Genomic DNA, 17,266 nt, shown 5'->3' with positions numbered 1-17,266 from the left:
GTTATTTCCCCTTCCCGGATACGGTTCCCGCAGCGGCAAGCTCCTGCGTCCGGTCGTGGGACCGGTATTCCACGTCATCCCGGGTCAGCTCCATGTAGGCGTCCTCGAGGGACACCTGCAGGGGCGTCAATTCGTAGACCAGTATCCGGCGGTCCAACGCCGTCTCGGCGATCCTGCGCGGTTCCACGCCGGTGATTTCCAGCAGCCCGTTTTCCTTTTCGACGCCGGTGACTTCCGGGCCGGTCAATGCCTGCAGCAGTTCGCGGGGGCTGTCGGTCCGGACAAGGACGCGGACCGCGTTCGAACCGGCAATGATGTCGTCGATCGGCGCGTCGGCAATGATCTGGCCGCGGCCGATCACTATCAGGTGGTCCGCCGTCTGTGCCATTTCGCTCATCAGGTGCGAGGAAAGGAAAACGGTGCGGCCTTCCGCGGCAAGTCCCCGGGCCATATGCCGGACCCAGAGGACACCCTCCGGGTCCAGCCCGTTGACCGGTTCGTCCAGGATGACGGTATGCGGATCTCCCAGCAGTGCAACGGCAATGCCCAGCCGCTGTCCCATGCCGAGGGAGAAGCCGCCCACCCGTTTCCGAGCGACGGGGGCCAGCCCCGTGAGGTCAATCACCTCATTCACCCGGGCAGTGGAGATGCCGTGGGTGGCCGCCATGGCACGCAGGTGGTTGTAGGCGCTGCGCTTGGTGTGCACGGCCTTCGCATCGAGCAGCGCACCGACCTCGCGGAGCGGGGCCTGGTGCCGGGCATACGGCTTGCCGTTCACCAGCACTCGTCCGGAGGTAGGAGTATCCAACCCCACGATCATGCGCATGGTGGTGGATTTCCCGGCACCGTTCGGGCCGAGGAAGCCGGTGACCTTGCCGGGCTGGACGGTGAAGGAAACGTTGTCGACAGCGGTTTTTTCGCCGTATCGCTTGGAGAGGCCGGATGCCTCGATCATGGGTGATCCTCACGTTGGGAAGCAAAAGCTTGGGGGGCTACCTCCACCATAGGCGGCCCGCCCCCGGACGTGACCGGTCCAAGGGATGAATCAGGGGTCCCCCTTAGGGATGACTAGGGGTTTCCCGGACCGGCTTGGTCGATGCCTCCGGACCGGTATTCGGCCTCACCCCGGGTCAGGTCCATGTACGCGTCTTCCAGCGATGCCTGCTGCGGTGTCAGTTCCGTGACAAGGATCCGCCGCGAGAGCGCGGCCTCGGCGATGCCGCGGGCAGACAGCCCGAGGACTTCGAGCTGGCCCGGAGCAGGGCGGCGCACTTCCACTCCCTGGGTGCCGATTGCTGTTGCCAAGGCGTCGACGTCGTCCGCGCGCACCAGGGTGCGGTCCCGTCCGCTGCCGGCGAGGACCTGGGCCATGGGCGCGTCTGCCAGGATCCTGCCCCGGCCGATCACGATCAAATGGTCGGCGGTAACCGCCATCTCGCTCATCAGATGGGAGGAGATGAAAACCGTGCGGCCCTCCGCCGCCAGGCCCCTGGCCAGATGGCGGACCCACTGCACGCCCTCCGGGTCCAGACCGTTGACCGGCTCGTCGAAGATGAGGGTCCGGGGATCCCCCAGCAGGGCTGCGGCGATGCCGAGCCGCTGGCCCATGCCCATGGAAAAACTGCCCACGCGCTTTTTCGCCACCGGGCCGAGGCCGGTCAGCTCGACGACTTCCTGGATGCGGGTCTTGGGGATCCCGTGAGTGGCGGCGAGCGCCCGGAGGTGGTTGTACGCCGTCCGTCGAGGGTGGACCGCCCTGGCCTCCAGCAGCGCACCCACCTCCCGCAGCGGCGCCTTGTGGGCGGCATACGGCAACCCGTTGACCACCACGCTTCCACCCGTGGGGTGGTCCAGGCCCATGATCATGCGCATGGTGGTGGACTTGCCGGCCCCGTTGGGGCCAAGGAACCCGGTGACCTTCCCGGGCTGGACGTCGAAGCTGACCGCGTCCACAGCCGTCTTGCCGCCGAAGACCTTGGCGAGGTTCCGGGCCTCGATCATGGTGGATCCTCGTTTCGCTGCTGCTACCGGGAACTGATGGATTCAAACTTGCGTACCGCCAGGGGAACAAAGACCACGAGCATCACAGCCGAGCCGATCAGCACCGTGGCAACGGCGTTCTGCATGGGCCAGGTCTCCGGCACGGGAGTGCTGCCCAGGTTGCCGAACAGCTCGCGGACGGCCTGGACCAGCGCCGAGACCGGATTCCAGTCTGCAAAAGCCTCGAGCGGGCCCGGGAGGGTGGAACTTTGGACAAACGCATTGGAAATGAAGGTGATGGGAAACAGGATCATGAAGGATGCGTTGTTGATGGTCTCCGGCGAGCGCACCGACATACCCAGCAGGGCCATGACCCAGCTGAAGGCGTAGGAGAACAGCAGCAGCAGGCCAATGGCGGCCACGAACCGGCCGGGGGTGCTGTCCACCCGCCAGCCCACCAGCAGGCCGGTGCCCATCATGATGAGCATGGAAATCCCGTTGAGTGCCAGGTCGGCGTTGGTCCGGCCGATCAGTACCGCCGATGGGCTCATCGGCAGGGTCCGGAACCGGTCGATGATTCCCTCTTTCAGGTCCTGCGCCATGGCCGAGCCCGAGAACGTGGATCCGAAGACCACGGTCTGCGCAAAGATGCCGGCCATCAGGAACTGGGTGTAGTCGGTGCCGGCGACAGCAATGGACCCCCCGTACACCTGGCTGAACAACAGGACGAACATGATCGGCTGCAGCACGGCGAAAATGATCATGTCCGGTGACCGCTTGATCTTGATCAGGTTCCGTTTGGTGACTGTCCACCCGTCCTGCGCCCAGCGGGCGGGAAGGCTGGGTGCGCCCGTCCGGAGCCCGGTTGCTGACACTGCGGCGCTCATCGGTTCGCCTCCTCTTTCTCTGCCGTTTCCTCTTCCGCCGGGCGCCCGGTGAGCTGGAGGAAAACGTCATCCAGGGTGGGGCGGCGGATGCCGGCGTCGTGCAGTTCGATGCTGCCCGCCTCCAGCTCGGACAGGACGCGCTGGAGCGCGGCAGGGCCGTCGACGACGGCGACCTCGAGCGCGCGGCCGTCCCCTGAAACGTGCGGTTCGCCCGATCCGTGCCGGCCCAGGATGGACAGGGCCTCGTCTGCATCGCTTTGGTGAACCAGCGCAACGGCCACCCGGTGTCCGCCGATCCGGGCCTTCAGGTCATCAGAGGTTCCCTCCGCGATGACCTTCCCCCCGTCGATCACGGCAACCTTGTCTGCCAGCTGGTCTGCCTCCTCCAGGTACTGGGTGGTCAGCAGCAGCGTGGTGCCCCGGGCCACGAGATCGGTGATGACCCCCCAGAGCGCAATCCGGGACCGTGGATCCAGCCCGGTGGTCGGTTCGTCAAGGAACAGCACGCGTGGCTGGTTGACCAAGGCACCGGCGAGGTCCAGCCGGCGGCGCATGCCGCCGGAATAGCCCTTGACCGGCCTGTTGCCGGCGTCGGTGAGTTCGAACATGTCGAGCAGCTCGACCGCTCTTTCCCGCGCACGGCGGCCGGGCAGATGGTAAAGGTGTCCCACCATGTCCAGGTTTTCCAGTCCGGTGAGGTTCTCGTCCACGGCCGAGTACTGGCCGGACACACCGATGACGCGGCGCACCGCCTTGGGATCGGCGGCAACGTCAATGCCGTCAATGACGGCAGAACCGGCGTCGGGGCGGATCAGGGTGGTGAGGACCTTGACGGCGGTGGTTTTCCCGGCCCCGTTGGGGCCAAGCAGTGCGGTAACGGTTCCTTCGGGGACGGCAATATCGAGCCCGTCCAGGGCATGGACAGGTCCCGATTTGGAGGAGTAGACCTTGGTCAGCCCCTCGGCGGAAATCAGCGGCGCGGTGTCTGGCGAAAAGGACATGCGTCGAGGGTAGGTCCCGGGAAGCTTCCGTGCCCGCGTTATGCGGACAGGATCGGTCCGCAGCCTAAACGGATTCGGGCTTGGCCTTCTGCTCGGCGGCAGCCGGGGCAAAAGCAATGGACACCAGCATGGCCGCGCCCACCACCAGCAGGGCGTTGCGGATGCCCCAGTGCTCGCCGAGGAAACCAAGCACCGGCGGGCCGACGAAGAAGGCCATGTAGCCGATCGTGGATACCACCGACACCCGGCCCGCCGCATGGACCGGATCTTCCCCGGCGGCCGACATGCCCATCGGGAAACCCAAGGCCGCGCCGATGCCCCACAGCACGGCACCCACGGCGGCGAGCACGAGGTTGGGGGCGAACACGAAGAGCAGCAATCCGGCAAGGGAGGCGCTCATGCACACCCGCAGGGCCGGCACGCGGCCCATCCGGTCGATCAGCCGGGCGCCGAACCAGCGGGTGAGGGTCATGGCCGCTACGAAGACGGCGAACATCACAGCGCCGGTGGACTCGCTGGTGCCCAGGCCGTCCACTGTTGCCTTGGCCACCCAGTCATTGGCTGCGCCTTCAGTCAGTGCTGCGCCCAGGACGACGACGCCGATCAGGAGCGTACGTCCTTCCCGCCAGGCACCGAACCGGGAGGGCTTTGCCGGTGTTTCACCGGCAGCGGCTGCAGGGGCCGGATGGGGAAGCTGCAGGAAGTTCCGCGGCACGATCAGCACCACTACGCACACCACGGTCAGGATCGCCAGCAGGTGCAGGGACAGCGAAACCCCGGCGGCGGAAAGGCCGGCGCCGATCAGGGCGCCGGTAAAGGAGCCGGCGCTGAAGGCCCCGTGGAACCTCGGCATGATGTTCCGGTTCAGCCGGCGTTCGACGTCGGCGCCCTCCAGGTTCATGGCGACGTCCCAGCCGGCGATACCGACGCCGAACACGAGCAGGCCGGCGGCGGTCAGCGGAATCGACCCGATATGCAGACCCGCCGCTATTGCCAGTGCTGCCGCCGCCGATGTGACGCCGCCGGCCCGGACGGTGCCCGCGGTGCCGATCTTCTGCGCCACCGAACCGGCCAGCGGCAGCGCCGCAACGGATCCGATGGCGGAGAACAGCAGGAGCAGGCCGACGCCTGCGGCGCCGATGCCCAGATCCTGGGCGGCGGCCGGAATGCGGGCCGCCCAGCTGGCGAACACCAGCCCGTTGAGGCCGAAGACCGTGAAGACGGCTATGAGTGCTTTCCTCAGGGCTGCTTCGCGGTCAACGGCGGCACCTTTGATGGACTGTGCACTGTTTTCGTTCACGCTGTTATTTTCCCTTATCGCGCGCGGTCAACTCGTTGCTCGTCCCAGACCGGTGTCTCGGATTCATAGACCCTGCCGTCGGAGCCGAACACCAGGAACCGGTCGAAGCTGCGGGCAAACCAGCGGTCGTGGGTGACCGCCAGGACCGTCCCCTCGAAGGCGTCGATGGCCTTCTCGAGTGCCTCGGCCGAGTGCAGGTCCAGGTTGTCCGTGGGTTCGTCCAGCAGGAGCAGGGTCGCACCGGAAAGCTCCAGGAGCAGGATCTGCATCCGTGCCTGCTGCCCGCCGGAGAGCGACTCGAACTTCTGCTCGGAAGACGAGGCCAGGCCGTAGCGGTCCAGGGCCCCGGCGGCGGCTTCGCGGCCCAATCCTGACCGGTGTTCGTCGCCGCGGTGCAGGATGTCCAGCAGGGTCCGGTCGGCCAGGTCCGGGCGCATCATGGTCTGGGCGAAGAAGCCCGGCCGGATGCGGGCACCCAGCTTCACCGAGCCGGCGTGCGGCACCGGGGCGATCTCGACTTCCGAGACCGGCTCGTGTTCTTTGTCCGGGTCGCTGCCGCCCAGCGCCAGCAGGCGCAGGAAGTGGGATTTTCCGGAGCCGTTGGAGCCGAGCACGCCTACCCGGTCCCCGAACCAGATCTCGGTGCTGAACGGCTTCATCAAACCGGTCAGTTCCAGCTTCTGGGCGACGACGGCGCGCTTCGCCGTGCGGCCGCCGCGCAGCCGCATCTTCACGTTCTGCTCAACGGGAAGGGCTTCGGGCGGTCCGGCTTCCAGGAACTTGGCCAGCCGGGTCTGGGCTGCGTGGTAGCGGTTGGCCATGTCGGAGCGGAACGCGGCCTTGTTCTTGTACATGTTGACGAGTTCCTTGAGCTTGAGATGCTCCTCGTCCCAGCGCCGGCGAAGTTCCTCGAACCGGGCGTTGCGGTCCTCGCGCGCTTTCACGTAACTGCCGAAGGCACCGCCGTGGATCCAGGCGGAGGCACCGTTAATGCCCGGTTCCAGCGTCACGATGCGGGTGGCCGCGTTGTCCAGCAGCTCCCGGTCGTGGCTGACGAACAGCACCGACTTCTTGGAGGCGGCAAGCTTTCCCTCGAGCCAGCGCTTTCCGGGCACGTCCAGGTAGTTGTCCGGTTCATCCAGGAGCAGGAGCTCGTCGGGTCCGGCGAAGAGTGCTTCCAGGACCAGCCGCTTCTGCTCGCCGCCGGAAAGTGTTGCGGCCCTGCGGTGCTGCGCCCGGTCGAAGGGCAGCCCCAGCGCGGCCATGGTCACCTCGTCCCAGACGGTTTCCTGTTCGTAGCCGCCGACGTCGCCCCATTCGGTGATGGCGGTGGCGTAGCGCATCTGGGTGGGCTCGTCGTCGTGCTCCATCATCGCCAGCTCCGCCGCATCCACCTCGCGGGCCGCGGCGGCGAGCGCCGGAGGAGCGGCGGAGACGAGCAGGTCACGGACGGTGCTGTCATCCCGGACCTGTCCGACGAACTGGCGCATGATCCCCATGTTCCCGGAGCGCGAGACCGTGCCTTCGTCCGGCAGCAGGTCGCCGGCGATGATGCGCAGCAGAGTCGTTTTGCCGGTGCCGTTGGGTCCGATCAGCGCGGTTTTGTGCCCGTCGCCGACCTTGAAGCTGACGCCGTTGAGCAGCTGCCGGCCGTCGGAGAGGAAGTAGTCAATGTTGGATATGTCGAGGTGCGCCACGTATCCATCCTGCCATTTCCGGTGCCTGCCTCTCCGGTCGCCGGGTGCGCTCTGCCGGGCATACGATGAAAACCCCCGAAAACTAGCGAAAGCAGGACCGAAATGATCTTTATTACCGTCAAGTTCCTCGTCAAGCCGGAGTGGACCGAGCGCTGGCCCGAACTCACGGCCGGTTTCACGGCGGCCACCCGCGCCGAGCCCGGGAACCTCTGGTTTGACTGGTCGCGCAGCCTGGAGAACCCGAATGAATTTGTCCTGGTGGAGGCGTTCAAGGACGATGCCGCCGAGGCGCATGTGACCAGCGCGCACTTCCAGCAGGCCATGAAGGACATGGTCCCGGCCCTGGTGGAGACCCCGAAGATCATCAACACCGTCATTGACGGCGAAGAGTGGTCGCGGATGGGCGAGCTTACCGTCGAGTAGGCCCGCTTTAGGGGCAGCAGGCCCGGCCGGTGCTCCCGGGTGGTCCCGGCGGCCGCTTCGGGCAGTGCCCGGTCATGGGAAACCCCAGTCGGTTCCCCATGACCGGCCGCCCGCCGGCGTGCGGCGGTTGCCTGCTGCTAGTCGCCGAACGTGATGTTGATCTTGTCTCCCTGGATGTCGACCATGGCCGGCATCGAGTAGAGCTCAACGGTTCCCTTCTGCGTGCCCCACTCGTTGCCCTGCTTCATTTCGGCTTCCAGGGTGAACTGTCCGTCCTTCGCCTGGAGCGGGAACGGATAGGCCGGGTCGCCTTCAATGGACTCGTACGTGGGTTCCTTGGTCATGGTCCACTTGATGTTGCGGAAATTATTGGGGTCTTCGCCGTCCGCCTTGTTGGGGCATCCCCGGGGCTGCAGTTCCGTGGACTTCATGCAGGTTGCGAGGTGCTCCTTGGTCTGGGCCTTGATTTCCTCGCGGGCGGCGTCCGTGAGTTCGGGCCGGTAGCTGACTTCCAGCATCTCCGGCATTTCCTCCGGGTCGCCCACACCCACACTCACCTTCTCTTCACCGCTGTAACCGACGTACTTGGTGCCCTTGGGGGTGTTGAAGGTGTAGTCGCCCGGGTAGACCGAGAAATACTTGGATTCATCGAACCCTTCAATAGCGACGCCGTTCACGGCCAGTTCCGTGCTGTCGCCGTCCACCCGATACGCGATTTCCGACTCCTGCAGCGGTGAGGTCAGCTCCCACTTTTCGAAAAAGAGCGCCGCATCCCCCGCCGACGTCAGGTCAAAGGTCACGGAGGTGGTCTCCTCCCCCTGTTTTACGTCCGCGGTCACTTCGGCGAAAATGCCGGAGGCTTCCACGTCGGTTATTTCGAATCCGCTGATCCGGTTGGTGGCCTTTGAGTAGATCTCGTTGGTCATCAGGGAGAAATCCTGAGCCGAGTAGTAGCCGTTTTCTTCGTCGTAGGCCGCGACCATGTCCATGGCGCCTTCGACGTCGCCGTCGACTACCGCCTGGAGGTACGCCTCAACCTGCAGTTTCGGGTTGTACTTCTCGCTGAGGTGGTTGTACATGAAGAACCCGCCGACGACCAGGAGCACCAACAACCCGCCGACAACGCTGCCGGCGATGATCAGGCGCTTGCGCAGCTTCGGGTTCGGCTTCTTCGGCGCGGGTGCGGGCGGCGGGCGGTGAAAGCCGGCTTCCGGCGGCACCGCGTAGGGCGACTGCTCCGGGGCGGGGGCGCCGGGCGGCGGCTGGGCCCCTTGGTATCCCTGCGCGTCAGATTTTGGGCCGTGGCTATCCATGTGTCTGTCCCCCCATGACTTGTTCCCCCCGGGTCACGTTCCCGGCGGCGGTTCCGGTACCCGATAACATACAAGGTTTTGCGAGGTCGGTCACAATCGGAGGAAACCGCCCGGCTCCCGGTTCCGCCGTGCCTGCAGAAGCAGGCGCGCAGGGTCTCCCTACCCGTTTCCCCCGGGGGCCAGTGCGGGTACCGGCAGCCCGAACACGTCCTTCAGGGCGAGCCGTGCGGCGTGCAGGCCGCCCATCCCGTGCACTCCGGGTCCGGGCGGGGTGGAGGCGGAGCTGAGGTAGACGCCGGGAACCGCGGTACGCCAGGGCTTCGGCGACAGGACCGGGCGGATCAGCATCTGGGTCAGCGTCACGGCCCCGCCACCGAAGTCTCCGCCCACGTAGTTGGCGTTGTACCGGGCCAGGTCCGCGGCCGTGGTCACCTGCGACTCGACAATGACGTCGCGGAAACCGGGGGCAAAACGCTCGATCTGTGCGGTGACTGCCTCGGTCATGTCCACCGTGGATCCGGCGGGCACGTGGCAGTAGGACCAGAGGACGTGGCGGCCTTCAGGGGCCCGGGTGGGGTCGAAGCCGCTGGGTTGGGACAACAGCACATAGGGCCGGCGCGGATGCCGTCCGGAAGCGACGTCTTCCTCTGCCTCAGCCAGTTCGGCCCGGGTGCCGCCCAGGTGGGCGGTTCCCGTACGCGCCATCTCCGGGTTGGACCAGGGCACCGGACCGGAGAGGATGAAGTCCACCTTGCACGCGGCGTTCCCGTAGCGGAAGCGTTCCAGTGCCTTGGCGTAGCGCGGCGGCAGCCGGTCCCCGGCCAGCTCCAGCAGTACCGACGGGGAGACGTCCAGGATGACGGCCCGGGAGTCGGCCACCTCGTCCAGGGACGTGATCCGGTGCCCGGTGGAGATTTCCCCTCCGTGCGCCCGCAGGTCCTCGGCCATCGCGTCGGCTATGGCCTGCGAACCGCCCACCGGGATGGGCCAGCCCACGGAGTGGGCCAGGGTTCCGAGCATCAGTCCGCCTCCTGCAGAGGGCAGCGAGGGCATTTTGCCGACGGGGTGCGCAGCGACACCGGAGAGCAGGGCGGGGGCGGCATCTTCCACGAACCGGCGGTTCCACAGGGGTGTGCCCTGGTCCAGCGCGGCAAGCCCGAAGCAGGCAAGCGCAATCGGATCCCTGGGAACACTCAGGAGGGAGCCCATCAGCAGTTCGGTGACAGCCTCGCTGCTCTTCACCAGCGGTTCCATCAGGCGCCGGTAGGCAGCTCCGTCGCGCCCCAGCCCGTCCACGGTCCGGTCCAGGTCCCGATACGCCAGTGCTGCGCGTCCGCCGTCGAGCGGTGAGGCGTATGAGACTTCCGGAACCACCAGTTCGATGCGCCGGTCCAGTCCGAAGCTGCGGAAGAACGGAGAGGCAAGGGCCATGGGGTGCACTGCGGAGCAGATGTCGTGCAGGTGGCCGGGTTCCATCAGTTCCTTGGTGCGGCTGCCGCCGCCTACCGTGGACTCGGTTTCGAACACACGGACCGAGAGGCCGGCCCGGGCCATGATGACCGCCGCCGCGAGCCCGTTGGGACCGGAGCCGACCACACTGACATCGCTCATTAAGCTGCCTCTTCACCCTTCCGGCCGGTGATCCGGCCCGCCATCCCCTTGGCGGAGGCCGGGAGGCTGCGGATCATCCCGGGTGCCTGCCGCCGAAGTTTCAGGGCGTTTGCCACCAGAGAGTACCGGAGCGGATGCAGCGGAATGTCATAGGTGGTGGGAATGGTCACTACGGTCTTGGAGAAGTTCCGCTTGAACGTGGTGACATTAATCAGGCTCGGATAGTTGTCGCTGACGATGCCGGTGAGGCCGCACGCGGTGTTGCCTGCCTCCTTGAGGACCTTGAACGCCTCCCAGAGCAACAGATAGGGTGCGTTGGTCTTGCGGGCGCTGTGTGAACTGGCCGCAAAGTAGTAGACGGAGTAGCCGCGGTACTCGGTGGTGATCAGCCAGGACACGGGCTGTCCGTCCATGTAGGCCACCATGAGGCGCAGATGGTCCCCGAGTTCGGTGAGCAGGGTTTCGTAGAAGCCGGACTCGAAGCTGGAAAAACCGTCCCGCGACGCCGTTTCCTCCATGATCGGGAAAAGCTCCGTGCGGAACACCTCGGCCCAGCGGCTCCGCTCGATGGTCTGGACCTTGACGCCCAGCTTCTCGGCCTTGCGGATCAGGTTCCGCGCGTTGGAACGGAAGGACGCGAAGATTTCATCCGTGTCCGGGGTCAGGTCGACCACGATTTCCCGTTCATACCAGCCGTGCTCCAGCGGTCCGGTGACGGGCGGCTGCGGGTTCGCGATCTGCATGCGGATGTACAGCGGGTCCACGGCGGGGTCGGCCCGGAACTGTTCCTGCACCGTGGAGACCAGCCGGGCTTCGGCGTTGTGGGTGCGTTTGGTGAACCAGGTGGGGCCGTTGACCACTACCAGCGACGGACGCAGCCGTCGTTCCGACCGGAGGTAGCTCGCCGTGGCGACCAGGGTAGGTCCGTCGTAGTAGGCCCAGATGCCGTACGGGCTGCGGCCCAGCTTCCGCTCAAAGTCCGCCCAGTATGGAGTCTGCTCCAGCGGGATCACCACATCGGGGTGCGCGGCGGCGAGCGCCTCGAACTCCTCGTGGCTGAGCTGCTCGGAACGGTATGGAACGGGGGTCACTGTGCTTCTTTCGCCGGGGCCGCATGCGTTTCCAAGGATACCGGCCTTCTCCGCCGCAGGACCCAGCGGTCGGGGGCGCCGTCGAAGGGTCCGCCCTGCGGATCATCGACCCCGCCGCGGCGCACCGGATCGCCGTCGGGCTCCAGGATGTCGGAAACCACCCGGTACATCAGGTAGACGGTGGCGAGGACATGGCCCAGGACAGCCAGCACGTAGTAGGGCGAATCCAGGTTGTTCTGCGGGGCGCCGCCGGACGTTTCCTTCGCGAGGTAGAGCCAGATGGCCCACCAGTGCATGACCTCGAAGAACTGCCAGATCAGGAAGTCCAGCCACCTCGGCCGGGCCAGGGCGGCCAGCGGAATGAGCCAGAGGACAAACTGCGGCGAATAGACCTTGTTGGTGAGGATGAACGCGGCGACAATCAGGAAAACCAGCTGCGCCAGGCGCGGCCGGCGCCCGGACCGCAGCGCCAACACGGCAATGCCGACGCATGCCAGCGCGAAAAGCAGGTATGCCACCACATTGATGAACTCCGCGCCGACGCCGGTTCCCCCGGCTCGTTCCACGGTCAGGTTCCACGCGAACCACACGGAGGAGTAGCCTGCCGGACGGTCCGCCGTGAAGGACAGGAAGAACCGCCAGGACTCAAAGTCCCGGAGCATAAACGGAAGGTTGACCGCCAGCCAGGTGCCAGCCGTGGCAGAGAAGGCCAGCACCGCCGGACGCAGGCGCATTGTCCGCAGCGCGAGCACCAGCACGGCGCCGAGGATCAGCACCGGGTAGAGCTTCAATGCGGTCCCCAGCCCGATCAGCACACCGGCCGCCACCGGGCGGTTCCGGGCGAAGGCCAGCATGCCCAGGGTGGCAAGCATCACGGCGAAGATGTCCCAGTTGATGAACATGGACAGGATCGCCGCCGGGGCTACTGCCACCATTGCGGCGTCCCAGGGCCGGCGGCCGGACATGCGCATAGTGGCAATCACCGTCACAATCCACGCCGCCGTGGCCAGGACGGCGTTGACATCGAAGTACTGCAGGGACCTCAGGGCCGTGCCTCCCTCCCCTGGCACCACCAGGGCGGCGGCCCCGGCCAGGAGTCCCAGCAGGACCGGATACTCGAAGAAGGTCCCCTCCGTGAGGAACGGAAAGGCGCCCTCCCCCAGTCCCCGGGTACGGAAGAGCTCCGGCCAGTCCGAATAGCACGCGGAATAAAACTGTTCCTGAGTGCCCCAGCCGCCCGCCCGGCAGGGCGTTTTGACCAGGACAGCCAGCAGTGCGGAAACCGTGGTCATCAGGATCAGCACCCGTTCCACGGTAAAAAACCCCGGGGAAACAATCCCCGGAGCGGCGTGGCGGCCAAGCGGGCCGCCGATGCCTTCCGTGAACTTCCGCAGGAAGGGATCGTTGCGGGAGGGCACCACAATGCGCTGCGGACCGCGCCGGGGATTGGGCTGCATGGGTCCAGTATCCACCAGGAGACCCGGTAAGCCGCGGCGGACCGTTCCCGGGGACCGCAGCATTTTCACCCCGGAATCCGGGTCCAATCCGACGCTGTGATGCCAAGCACGTAGACTGTGGGGGTTGCCTGCGCCCGCGGCGGGCGCTCAACATTTTCTTCAAAGGAGAACCGTGTCCGAGAACCCCATTCGGGTGGCCATTGTCGGTGTTGGAAACTGCGCAGCTTCGCTGGTGCAGGGCGTCCAGTACTACCGCAACGCCGACCCCAGCGAAACCGTCCCTGGCCTGATGCACGTCAAGTTCGGCGACTACCACGTCAATGACGTGCAGTTCGTGGCCGCTTTCGACGTCGACAGCAAGAAGGTCGGCCTCGATCTGGCCGATGCCATCGGCGCGAGCGAGAACAACACCATCAAGATCGCCGACGTTCCGCAGACCGGCGTCACGGTCCAGCGCGGCCACACCCTCGATGGGCTGGGCAAGTATTACCGGGAAACCATTACCGAATCGGATGCCTCGCCGGTGGACATCGTCGCCGCCCTGAAGGACAACGCCGTTGACGTCTTGGTCTGCTACCTGCCGGTCGGCTCGGAACAGGCAGCCAAGTTCTACGCCCAGTGCGCCATCGACGCCGGCGTTGCCTTCGTGAATGCGCTGCCCGTCTTCATTGCCGGCACCAAGGAGTGGGCTGACAAGTTCACTGCGGCCGGTGTGCCGATTGTCGGCGACGACATCAAGAGCCAGATCGGCGCCACCATCACGCACCGCGTCATGGCGAAGCTGTTCGAGGACCGCGGCGTCATCCTGGACCGCACCTACCAGCTGAACGTCGGCGGCAACATGGACTTCAAGAACATGCTCGAGCGCGAGCGCCTGGAATCCAAGAAAATCTCCAAGACCCAGGCGGTCACCTCCAATACATCCGCCGAGCTGAAGGCCGACGACGTCCACATCGGCCCGTCGGACTACGTTGCCTGGCTCGATGACCGCAAGTGGGCCTTCGTCCGGCTGGAGGGCCGCAACTTCGGCGACGCCCCGGTGTCCCTGGAGTACAAGCTGGAGGTGTGGGACTCCCCCAACTCCGCCGGTGTCATCATCGATGCCGTGCGTGCCGCCAAGATCGCCCTGGACCGCGGCGTCGGCGGCCCCATCCTCTCGGCTTCGAGCTACTTCATGAAGTCTCCGCCGGAGCAGTACAACGACGACATTGCCAAGGAAAAGGTGGAGCAGTTCATCCGCGGCGAGGTGGAACGCTAAGTCCCCCCGGCAGTATCAGGCCCCGGCCCCGGAACATCCGGCGCCGGGGCCTTGCCTTCCCCGGGCACCGCCCGGCCTCCGCCCCGCGCGGACTGCTCAGATGAGTCCGCTCGGCGTACCGTCCGCGGCTACCCCCATCCGCAGCGCGGCGGGCTCCTTCGGCAGGCCCGGCATGGTCATGACCGCCCCGGTCAGTGCAACGATAAAGCCGGCCCCCGTCTTAATGGACAAATCCCGCACGTGCAGGGTGAAGCCCGACGGCGCACCCAGCGCTGCTGGATCGTCGGAGAAGGAGTACGGGGTCTTCGCCATGCAGACCGGCAGGTGCTCCAGGCCCCTTGCCGCAATCTCCTCCAGCCGGCGCAGGGCCGGCAGGGCAAATTCGACGTCGGCCGCACCGTAGATCTCCCGGGCAACGGTGCGGATCTTCTCCGCCACCGGCAGCTCGTCCGGATACAGGAACCGGAAGTCCGCCGGCCGCCCCAGCGCGCCGAGCACCGCCGCCGCCAGGTCGTCGCCGCCCGGTCCCCCGCCGCCGTGCTCCCACACTTCCGCCACCGCGGCGCTGACGCCCTGCTCGGCGCACCAGTCCAGCAGCCAGCGCACTTCAGCATCTGTATCGGTGGTGAAGCGGTTGACCGCCACCACGGGGTTGATCCCGAACCGGCGGACGTTGTGCAGGTGCCGGTGCAGGTTTACGACACCGGCCTGCAGCGCCGGAAGGTTCTCCTCCGCCAGGCCGGTCCTGGGCACGCCGCCGTGCATCTTCAGGGCACGGACGGTGGCCACCACCACCACGGCATCCGGGGCGACGTCCGCCACCCTGGACTTGATGTCCAGATACTTCTCCGCTCCGAGGTCCGCTCCGAATCCGGCTTCCGTCACAACGAGGTCCGCGAGCCGCAGGGCCGCGGACGTGGCAATGACCGAGTTGCAGCCGTGCGCAATGTTGGCGAACGGGCCGCCGTGGACGAGCGCCGGGGTACCGGCCAGTGTCTGGACCAGGTTCGGTTTCACCGCGTCGCGCAGCAGCAGCGTCAGGGCACCCTGGACGCCGAGGTCGGCAACGGTGACGGGACGCCGGTCATAGGTGTAGCCCACGGTGATCCGGGACAGGCGTTCGGTGAGGTCCGCCAGGTTCCGGGCGAGGCAGAAAACGGCCATCACCTCGGAAGCCACGGTGATGTCGAAGCCGTCCTGCCGCGGCACGCCCTGGGCGGGACCGCCCAGGCCGATGACCACGTCGCGGAGGGCACGGTCGTTCATATCCAGGACCCGTTTGATGGTGATGCGCCGGGGATCCAGGCCCAGCTGGTTGCCGTGGAAAATGTGGTTGTCCACCAGCGCGGCCAGCGCGTTGTTGGCCGAGGTGATGGCGTGGAAATCGCCGGTGAAATGCAGGTTGATGTCCTCCATGGGCACCACCTGGGAATAGCCGCCGCCGGTCGCGCCGCCCTTCATGCCGAGGACCGGACCCATGGACGGTTCGCGCAGGGCAACCATGACTTTTTCGCCGGCCCGGTGCAGGGCATCCGCCAGTCCCACCGTCACGGTCGATTTCCCTTCGCCGGCAGGCGTGGGGCTCATGGCAGTAACCAGGACCACCCGTCCGCGGGCCGACCCCTCCGGCAGGAGGTCCGGATCAATTTTCGCCTTGTACCGTCCGTAGGATTCCAGCGCGGCGTCCGGAATCGACGCGGCGCGGGCAATCTCCGTGATCGGCAGCAGGCGGGCCGCCCGGGAAATTTCGAGGTCCGAGGGCATATCGGCACTGATACGCATGGTCTGCGTTCCTTCCGCTGTGCCGTCAACGGATTCGCTCGACGGCTGCTGGTCGTTGGATGCAAGCCAAGCTATCAGCAGTGCGGACGCTGTGGCCCCTTACTTACGCACCGAGCGGCTGGAGAACTGCTCGGCCGCCTCCCGGTAGCTTTCCGCCGTCAGCATGGCCGTCCGGCGCCAGCCGAACGCCTGGGCATGTGCCGCGGCGCCTTCTCCCAACATACGACGGCGGTCGGCGCCGTCATAGAGCGCCTCCAGTTCCGCGGCCCACCGGCCCGGAGCGTGGCCGTCAACGAGGACACCGCTTCGTCCGTTGCGCACGGCCATCGGCAGTCCACCCACGTTCGCGGCCAGCACGGGGGTGCCGCAGGCCTGGGCTTCCAGGGCCACCAGGCCAAACGATTCGCTGAAGGACGGCACGGCAACGACGTCGGCGGCACGGAACCAGGCTGCGAGCTGGTGGGGCTCCACCGGGGGCCGCAGGGACACTGTGTCCTGCAGGCCCAGCCGGCGCACGAGCGGCACCAGATCGAGGACGGAGGATCCGCTGCCGGCGCCGAGGATGCTGACCCGCAGGGGAATGTCGGGACGGCGGCGGCGCAGCTCCGCGGCCGCCTCCACCAGCACCTGGGGGCCTTTAAGGCGCTGGATCCGGCCGGCAAAGACAATGTGGAAGACGCCGGGGAGGAAGCCCAGCCCGGCCTGCACCCCGGGCCTGCCGCGGGGTGAAAAAACGTTCAGGTCCACGCCGGGAGCCACCACATCCACAGCCGCCGGATCGGCGCCGTAGAGCGTTTCCAGTTCGGTGGCCTCGGTGCTGGTATTGGCGATGAGGCGGGTGGCGCCGCGCACCACCTGCTGCTCGCCGTCGATCCGGATCTGCGGTTCGGCGGCCTCACCCGGCTGGGCCTGGAGATTCTTCACGCGGGCCATCGTGTGCATGGTGTGCACCAGCGGGAGGTCCCACTGCTGTGCAACGGAAAGTCCTGCGGTACCGGAGACCCAGTAATGGGAGTGCACAACGTCGAATCCGCCGTCCAACAGGAACGGCTGCGCTTCGGCTACGGCCTGGGCCAGGTCGAGATAGGGAAGCTGTTCCTTAGGTACCTTGCCGACCGGACCCGCAGTAACGTGGCGGACGGTCACGCCCGGTGCCAGCTCGACGTCGGCGGTCCGGAGCGGGTCGGTGGCCCGGGTGAAGATCTCCACCTCGGTGCCGGCGCGGGCCAGTTCGAGGGCCACCGAACGCACGTACACGTTCATGCCGCCGGCATCGCCGGAGCCCGGCTGTTCAAGCGGGGAGGTATGCAGGGAGAGCATGGCCACACGCTTGACCTGGGGCACCTTGCTCCCTTCCGAACTGAGAATTTCTTTATCGACTTTATAACGCCGCGGGGCCGGGCTTTGTTTCCTGTTGGCTGGGCCACTTTTCTTCCCGTCTCCCGGTGCCCGGCACAGCACTGCCC

14 protein-coding genes are annotated in these 17,266 nt (G+C 66.6%); 2 read left to right on the top strand and 12 right to left on the bottom strand.

The features are described 5' to 3' along the window. Window position 1: 1 nt before the first annotated feature. The 6 genes from AC5RT8_RS09285 to AC5RT8_RS09260 form a co-directional block, all read right to left on the bottom strand. On the bottom strand, window positions 2-955 hold the full coding sequence (locus AC5RT8_RS09285; protein WP_494095420.1) for an ABC transporter ATP-binding protein: 954 nt from the start codon (window positions 953-955) through the stop codon (window positions 2-4). Window positions 956-1,068: 113 nt separating this feature from the next. Continuing rightward, on the bottom strand, window positions 1,069-2,001 hold the full coding sequence (locus AC5RT8_RS09280) for an ABC transporter ATP-binding protein (protein WP_494095419.1): 933 nt from the start codon (window positions 1,999-2,001) through the stop codon (window positions 1,069-1,071). Window positions 2,002-2,024: 23 nt separating this feature from the next. Next, the gene (locus tag AC5RT8_RS09275; RefSeq protein ID WP_494095418.1) at window positions 2,025-2,867 is read right to left on the bottom strand and encodes an ABC transporter permease; all 843 of its coding nucleotides are present in this window, start codon (window positions 2,865-2,867) and stop codon (window positions 2,025-2,027) included. Further along, window positions 2,864-3,868: an ATP-binding cassette domain-containing protein gene (locus AC5RT8_RS09270; RefSeq protein WP_494095417.1), complete on the bottom strand. Its 1,005-nt coding sequence runs from the start codon at window positions 3,866-3,868 to the stop codon at window positions 2,864-2,866. The genes AC5RT8_RS09275 and AC5RT8_RS09270 overlap by 4 nt, the downstream gene beginning before the upstream one ends. Before the next feature lie 64 nt (window positions 3,869-3,932). Then, a complete protein-coding gene (locus AC5RT8_RS09265) occupies window positions 3,933-5,168 on the bottom strand; it encodes an MFS transporter (protein WP_494095416.1) in 1,236 nt (411 codons plus the stop codon). Window positions 5,169-5,182: 14 nt separating this feature from the next. Then, the gene (locus tag AC5RT8_RS09260; RefSeq protein ID WP_494095415.1) at window positions 5,183-6,865 is read right to left on the bottom strand and encodes an ABC-F family ATP-binding cassette domain-containing protein; all 1,683 of its coding nucleotides are present in this window, start codon (window positions 6,863-6,865) and stop codon (window positions 5,183-5,185) included. A 102-nt stretch (window positions 6,866-6,967) separates the two neighbouring features. Between AC5RT8_RS09260 and AC5RT8_RS09255 the strand changes: the two genes are divergently transcribed. Beyond that, a complete protein-coding gene (locus AC5RT8_RS09255) occupies window positions 6,968-7,288 on the top strand; it encodes a putative quinol monooxygenase (RefSeq protein ID WP_494095414.1) in 321 nt (106 codons plus the stop codon). Between the two features lie 137 nt (window positions 7,289-7,425). On the opposite strand, the gene AC5RT8_RS09250 is transcribed toward AC5RT8_RS09255, so the two are convergent. The 4 genes from AC5RT8_RS09250 to AC5RT8_RS09235 form a co-directional block, all read right to left on the bottom strand. Further along, a complete protein-coding gene (locus AC5RT8_RS09250; RefSeq protein WP_494095413.1) occupies window positions 7,426-8,601 on the bottom strand; it encodes a hypothetical protein in 1,176 nt (391 codons plus the stop codon). A 159-nt stretch (window positions 8,602-8,760) separates the two neighbouring features. Continuing rightward, entirely contained in the window at window positions 8,761-10,212 is a 1,452-nt protein-coding gene (locus tag AC5RT8_RS09245) for a phytoene desaturase family protein (RefSeq protein WP_494095412.1), read from the bottom strand. Continuing rightward, entirely contained in the window at window positions 10,212-11,303 is a 1,092-nt protein-coding gene (locus AC5RT8_RS09240) for a lipid II:glycine glycyltransferase FemX (RefSeq protein ID WP_494095411.1), read from the bottom strand. The genes AC5RT8_RS09245 and AC5RT8_RS09240 overlap by 1 nt, the downstream gene beginning before the upstream one ends. Beyond that, window positions 11,300-12,760, bottom strand: a complete 1,461-nt coding sequence (locus tag AC5RT8_RS09235) for a glycosyltransferase family 87 protein (RefSeq protein WP_494095410.1) — start codon at window positions 12,758-12,760, stop codon at window positions 11,300-11,302. Before AC5RT8_RS09235 ends, AC5RT8_RS09240 begins: the two co-directional genes overlap by 4 nt. Before the next feature lie 172 nt (window positions 12,761-12,932). Here AC5RT8_RS09235 and AC5RT8_RS09230 point away from each other — a divergent pair, with 172 nt between their 5' ends. Further along, window positions 12,933-14,018: an inositol-3-phosphate synthase gene (locus AC5RT8_RS09230; protein WP_494095409.1), complete on the top strand. Its 1,086-nt coding sequence runs from the start codon at window positions 12,933-12,935 to the stop codon at window positions 14,016-14,018. A gap of 96 nt (window positions 14,019-14,114) precedes the next feature. Here AC5RT8_RS09230 and AC5RT8_RS09225 read toward each other — a convergent pair whose 3' ends face one another. Together AC5RT8_RS09225 and mshA are read right to left on the bottom strand one after the other, a co-directional pair. After that, on the bottom strand, window positions 14,115-15,800 hold the full coding sequence (locus tag AC5RT8_RS09225; RefSeq protein ID WP_494095408.1) for a formate--tetrahydrofolate ligase: 1,686 nt from the start codon (window positions 15,798-15,800) through the stop codon (window positions 14,115-14,117). 99 nt (window positions 15,801-15,899) lie between these two features. Further along, a complete protein-coding gene (gene mshA, locus AC5RT8_RS09220) occupies window positions 15,900-17,144 on the bottom strand; it encodes a D-inositol-3-phosphate glycosyltransferase (RefSeq protein ID WP_494095407.1) in 1,245 nt (414 codons plus the stop codon). Between the last annotated feature and the right edge of the window lie 122 nt (window positions 17,145-17,266).

Source organism: Arthrobacter sp. Ms25 (genome assembly GCF_059090365.1).
This window is presented reverse-complemented; position numbering and strand designations above follow the sequence as displayed.

Coding starts and splice junctions, on each gene's coding strand:
- AC5RT8_RS09250 (WP_494095413.1), bottom strand. CDS start 8,601: ATGGATAGCCACGGCCCAAAATCTGACGCGCAGGGATACCAAGGGGCC.
- AC5RT8_RS09285 (WP_494095420.1), bottom strand. CDS start 955: ATGATCGAGGCATCCGGCCTCTCCAAGCGATACGGCGAAAAAACCGCT.
- AC5RT8_RS09280 (WP_494095419.1), bottom strand. CDS start 2,001: ATGATCGAGGCCCGGAACCTCGCCAAGGTCTTCGGCGGCAAGACGGCT.
- AC5RT8_RS09235 (WP_494095410.1), bottom strand. CDS start 12,760: ATGCAGCCCAATCCCCGGCGCGGTCCGCAGCGCATTGTGGTGCCCTCC.
- AC5RT8_RS09270 (WP_494095417.1), bottom strand. CDS start 3,868: ATGTCCTTTTCGCCAGACACCGCGCCGCTGATTTCCGCCGAGGGGCTG.
- AC5RT8_RS09275 (WP_494095418.1), bottom strand. CDS start 2,867: ATGAGCGCCGCAGTGTCAGCAACCGGGCTCCGGACGGGCGCACCCAGC.
- AC5RT8_RS09225 (WP_494095408.1), bottom strand. CDS start 15,800: ATGCGTATCAGTGCCGATATGCCCTCGGACCTCGAAATTTCCCGGGCG.
- AC5RT8_RS09245 (WP_494095412.1), bottom strand. CDS start 10,212: ATGAGCGATGTCAGTGTGGTCGGCTCCGGTCCCAACGGGCTCGCGGCG.
- AC5RT8_RS09255 (WP_494095414.1), top strand. CDS start 6,968: ATGATCTTTATTACCGTCAAGTTCCTCGTCAAGCCGGAGTGGACCGAG.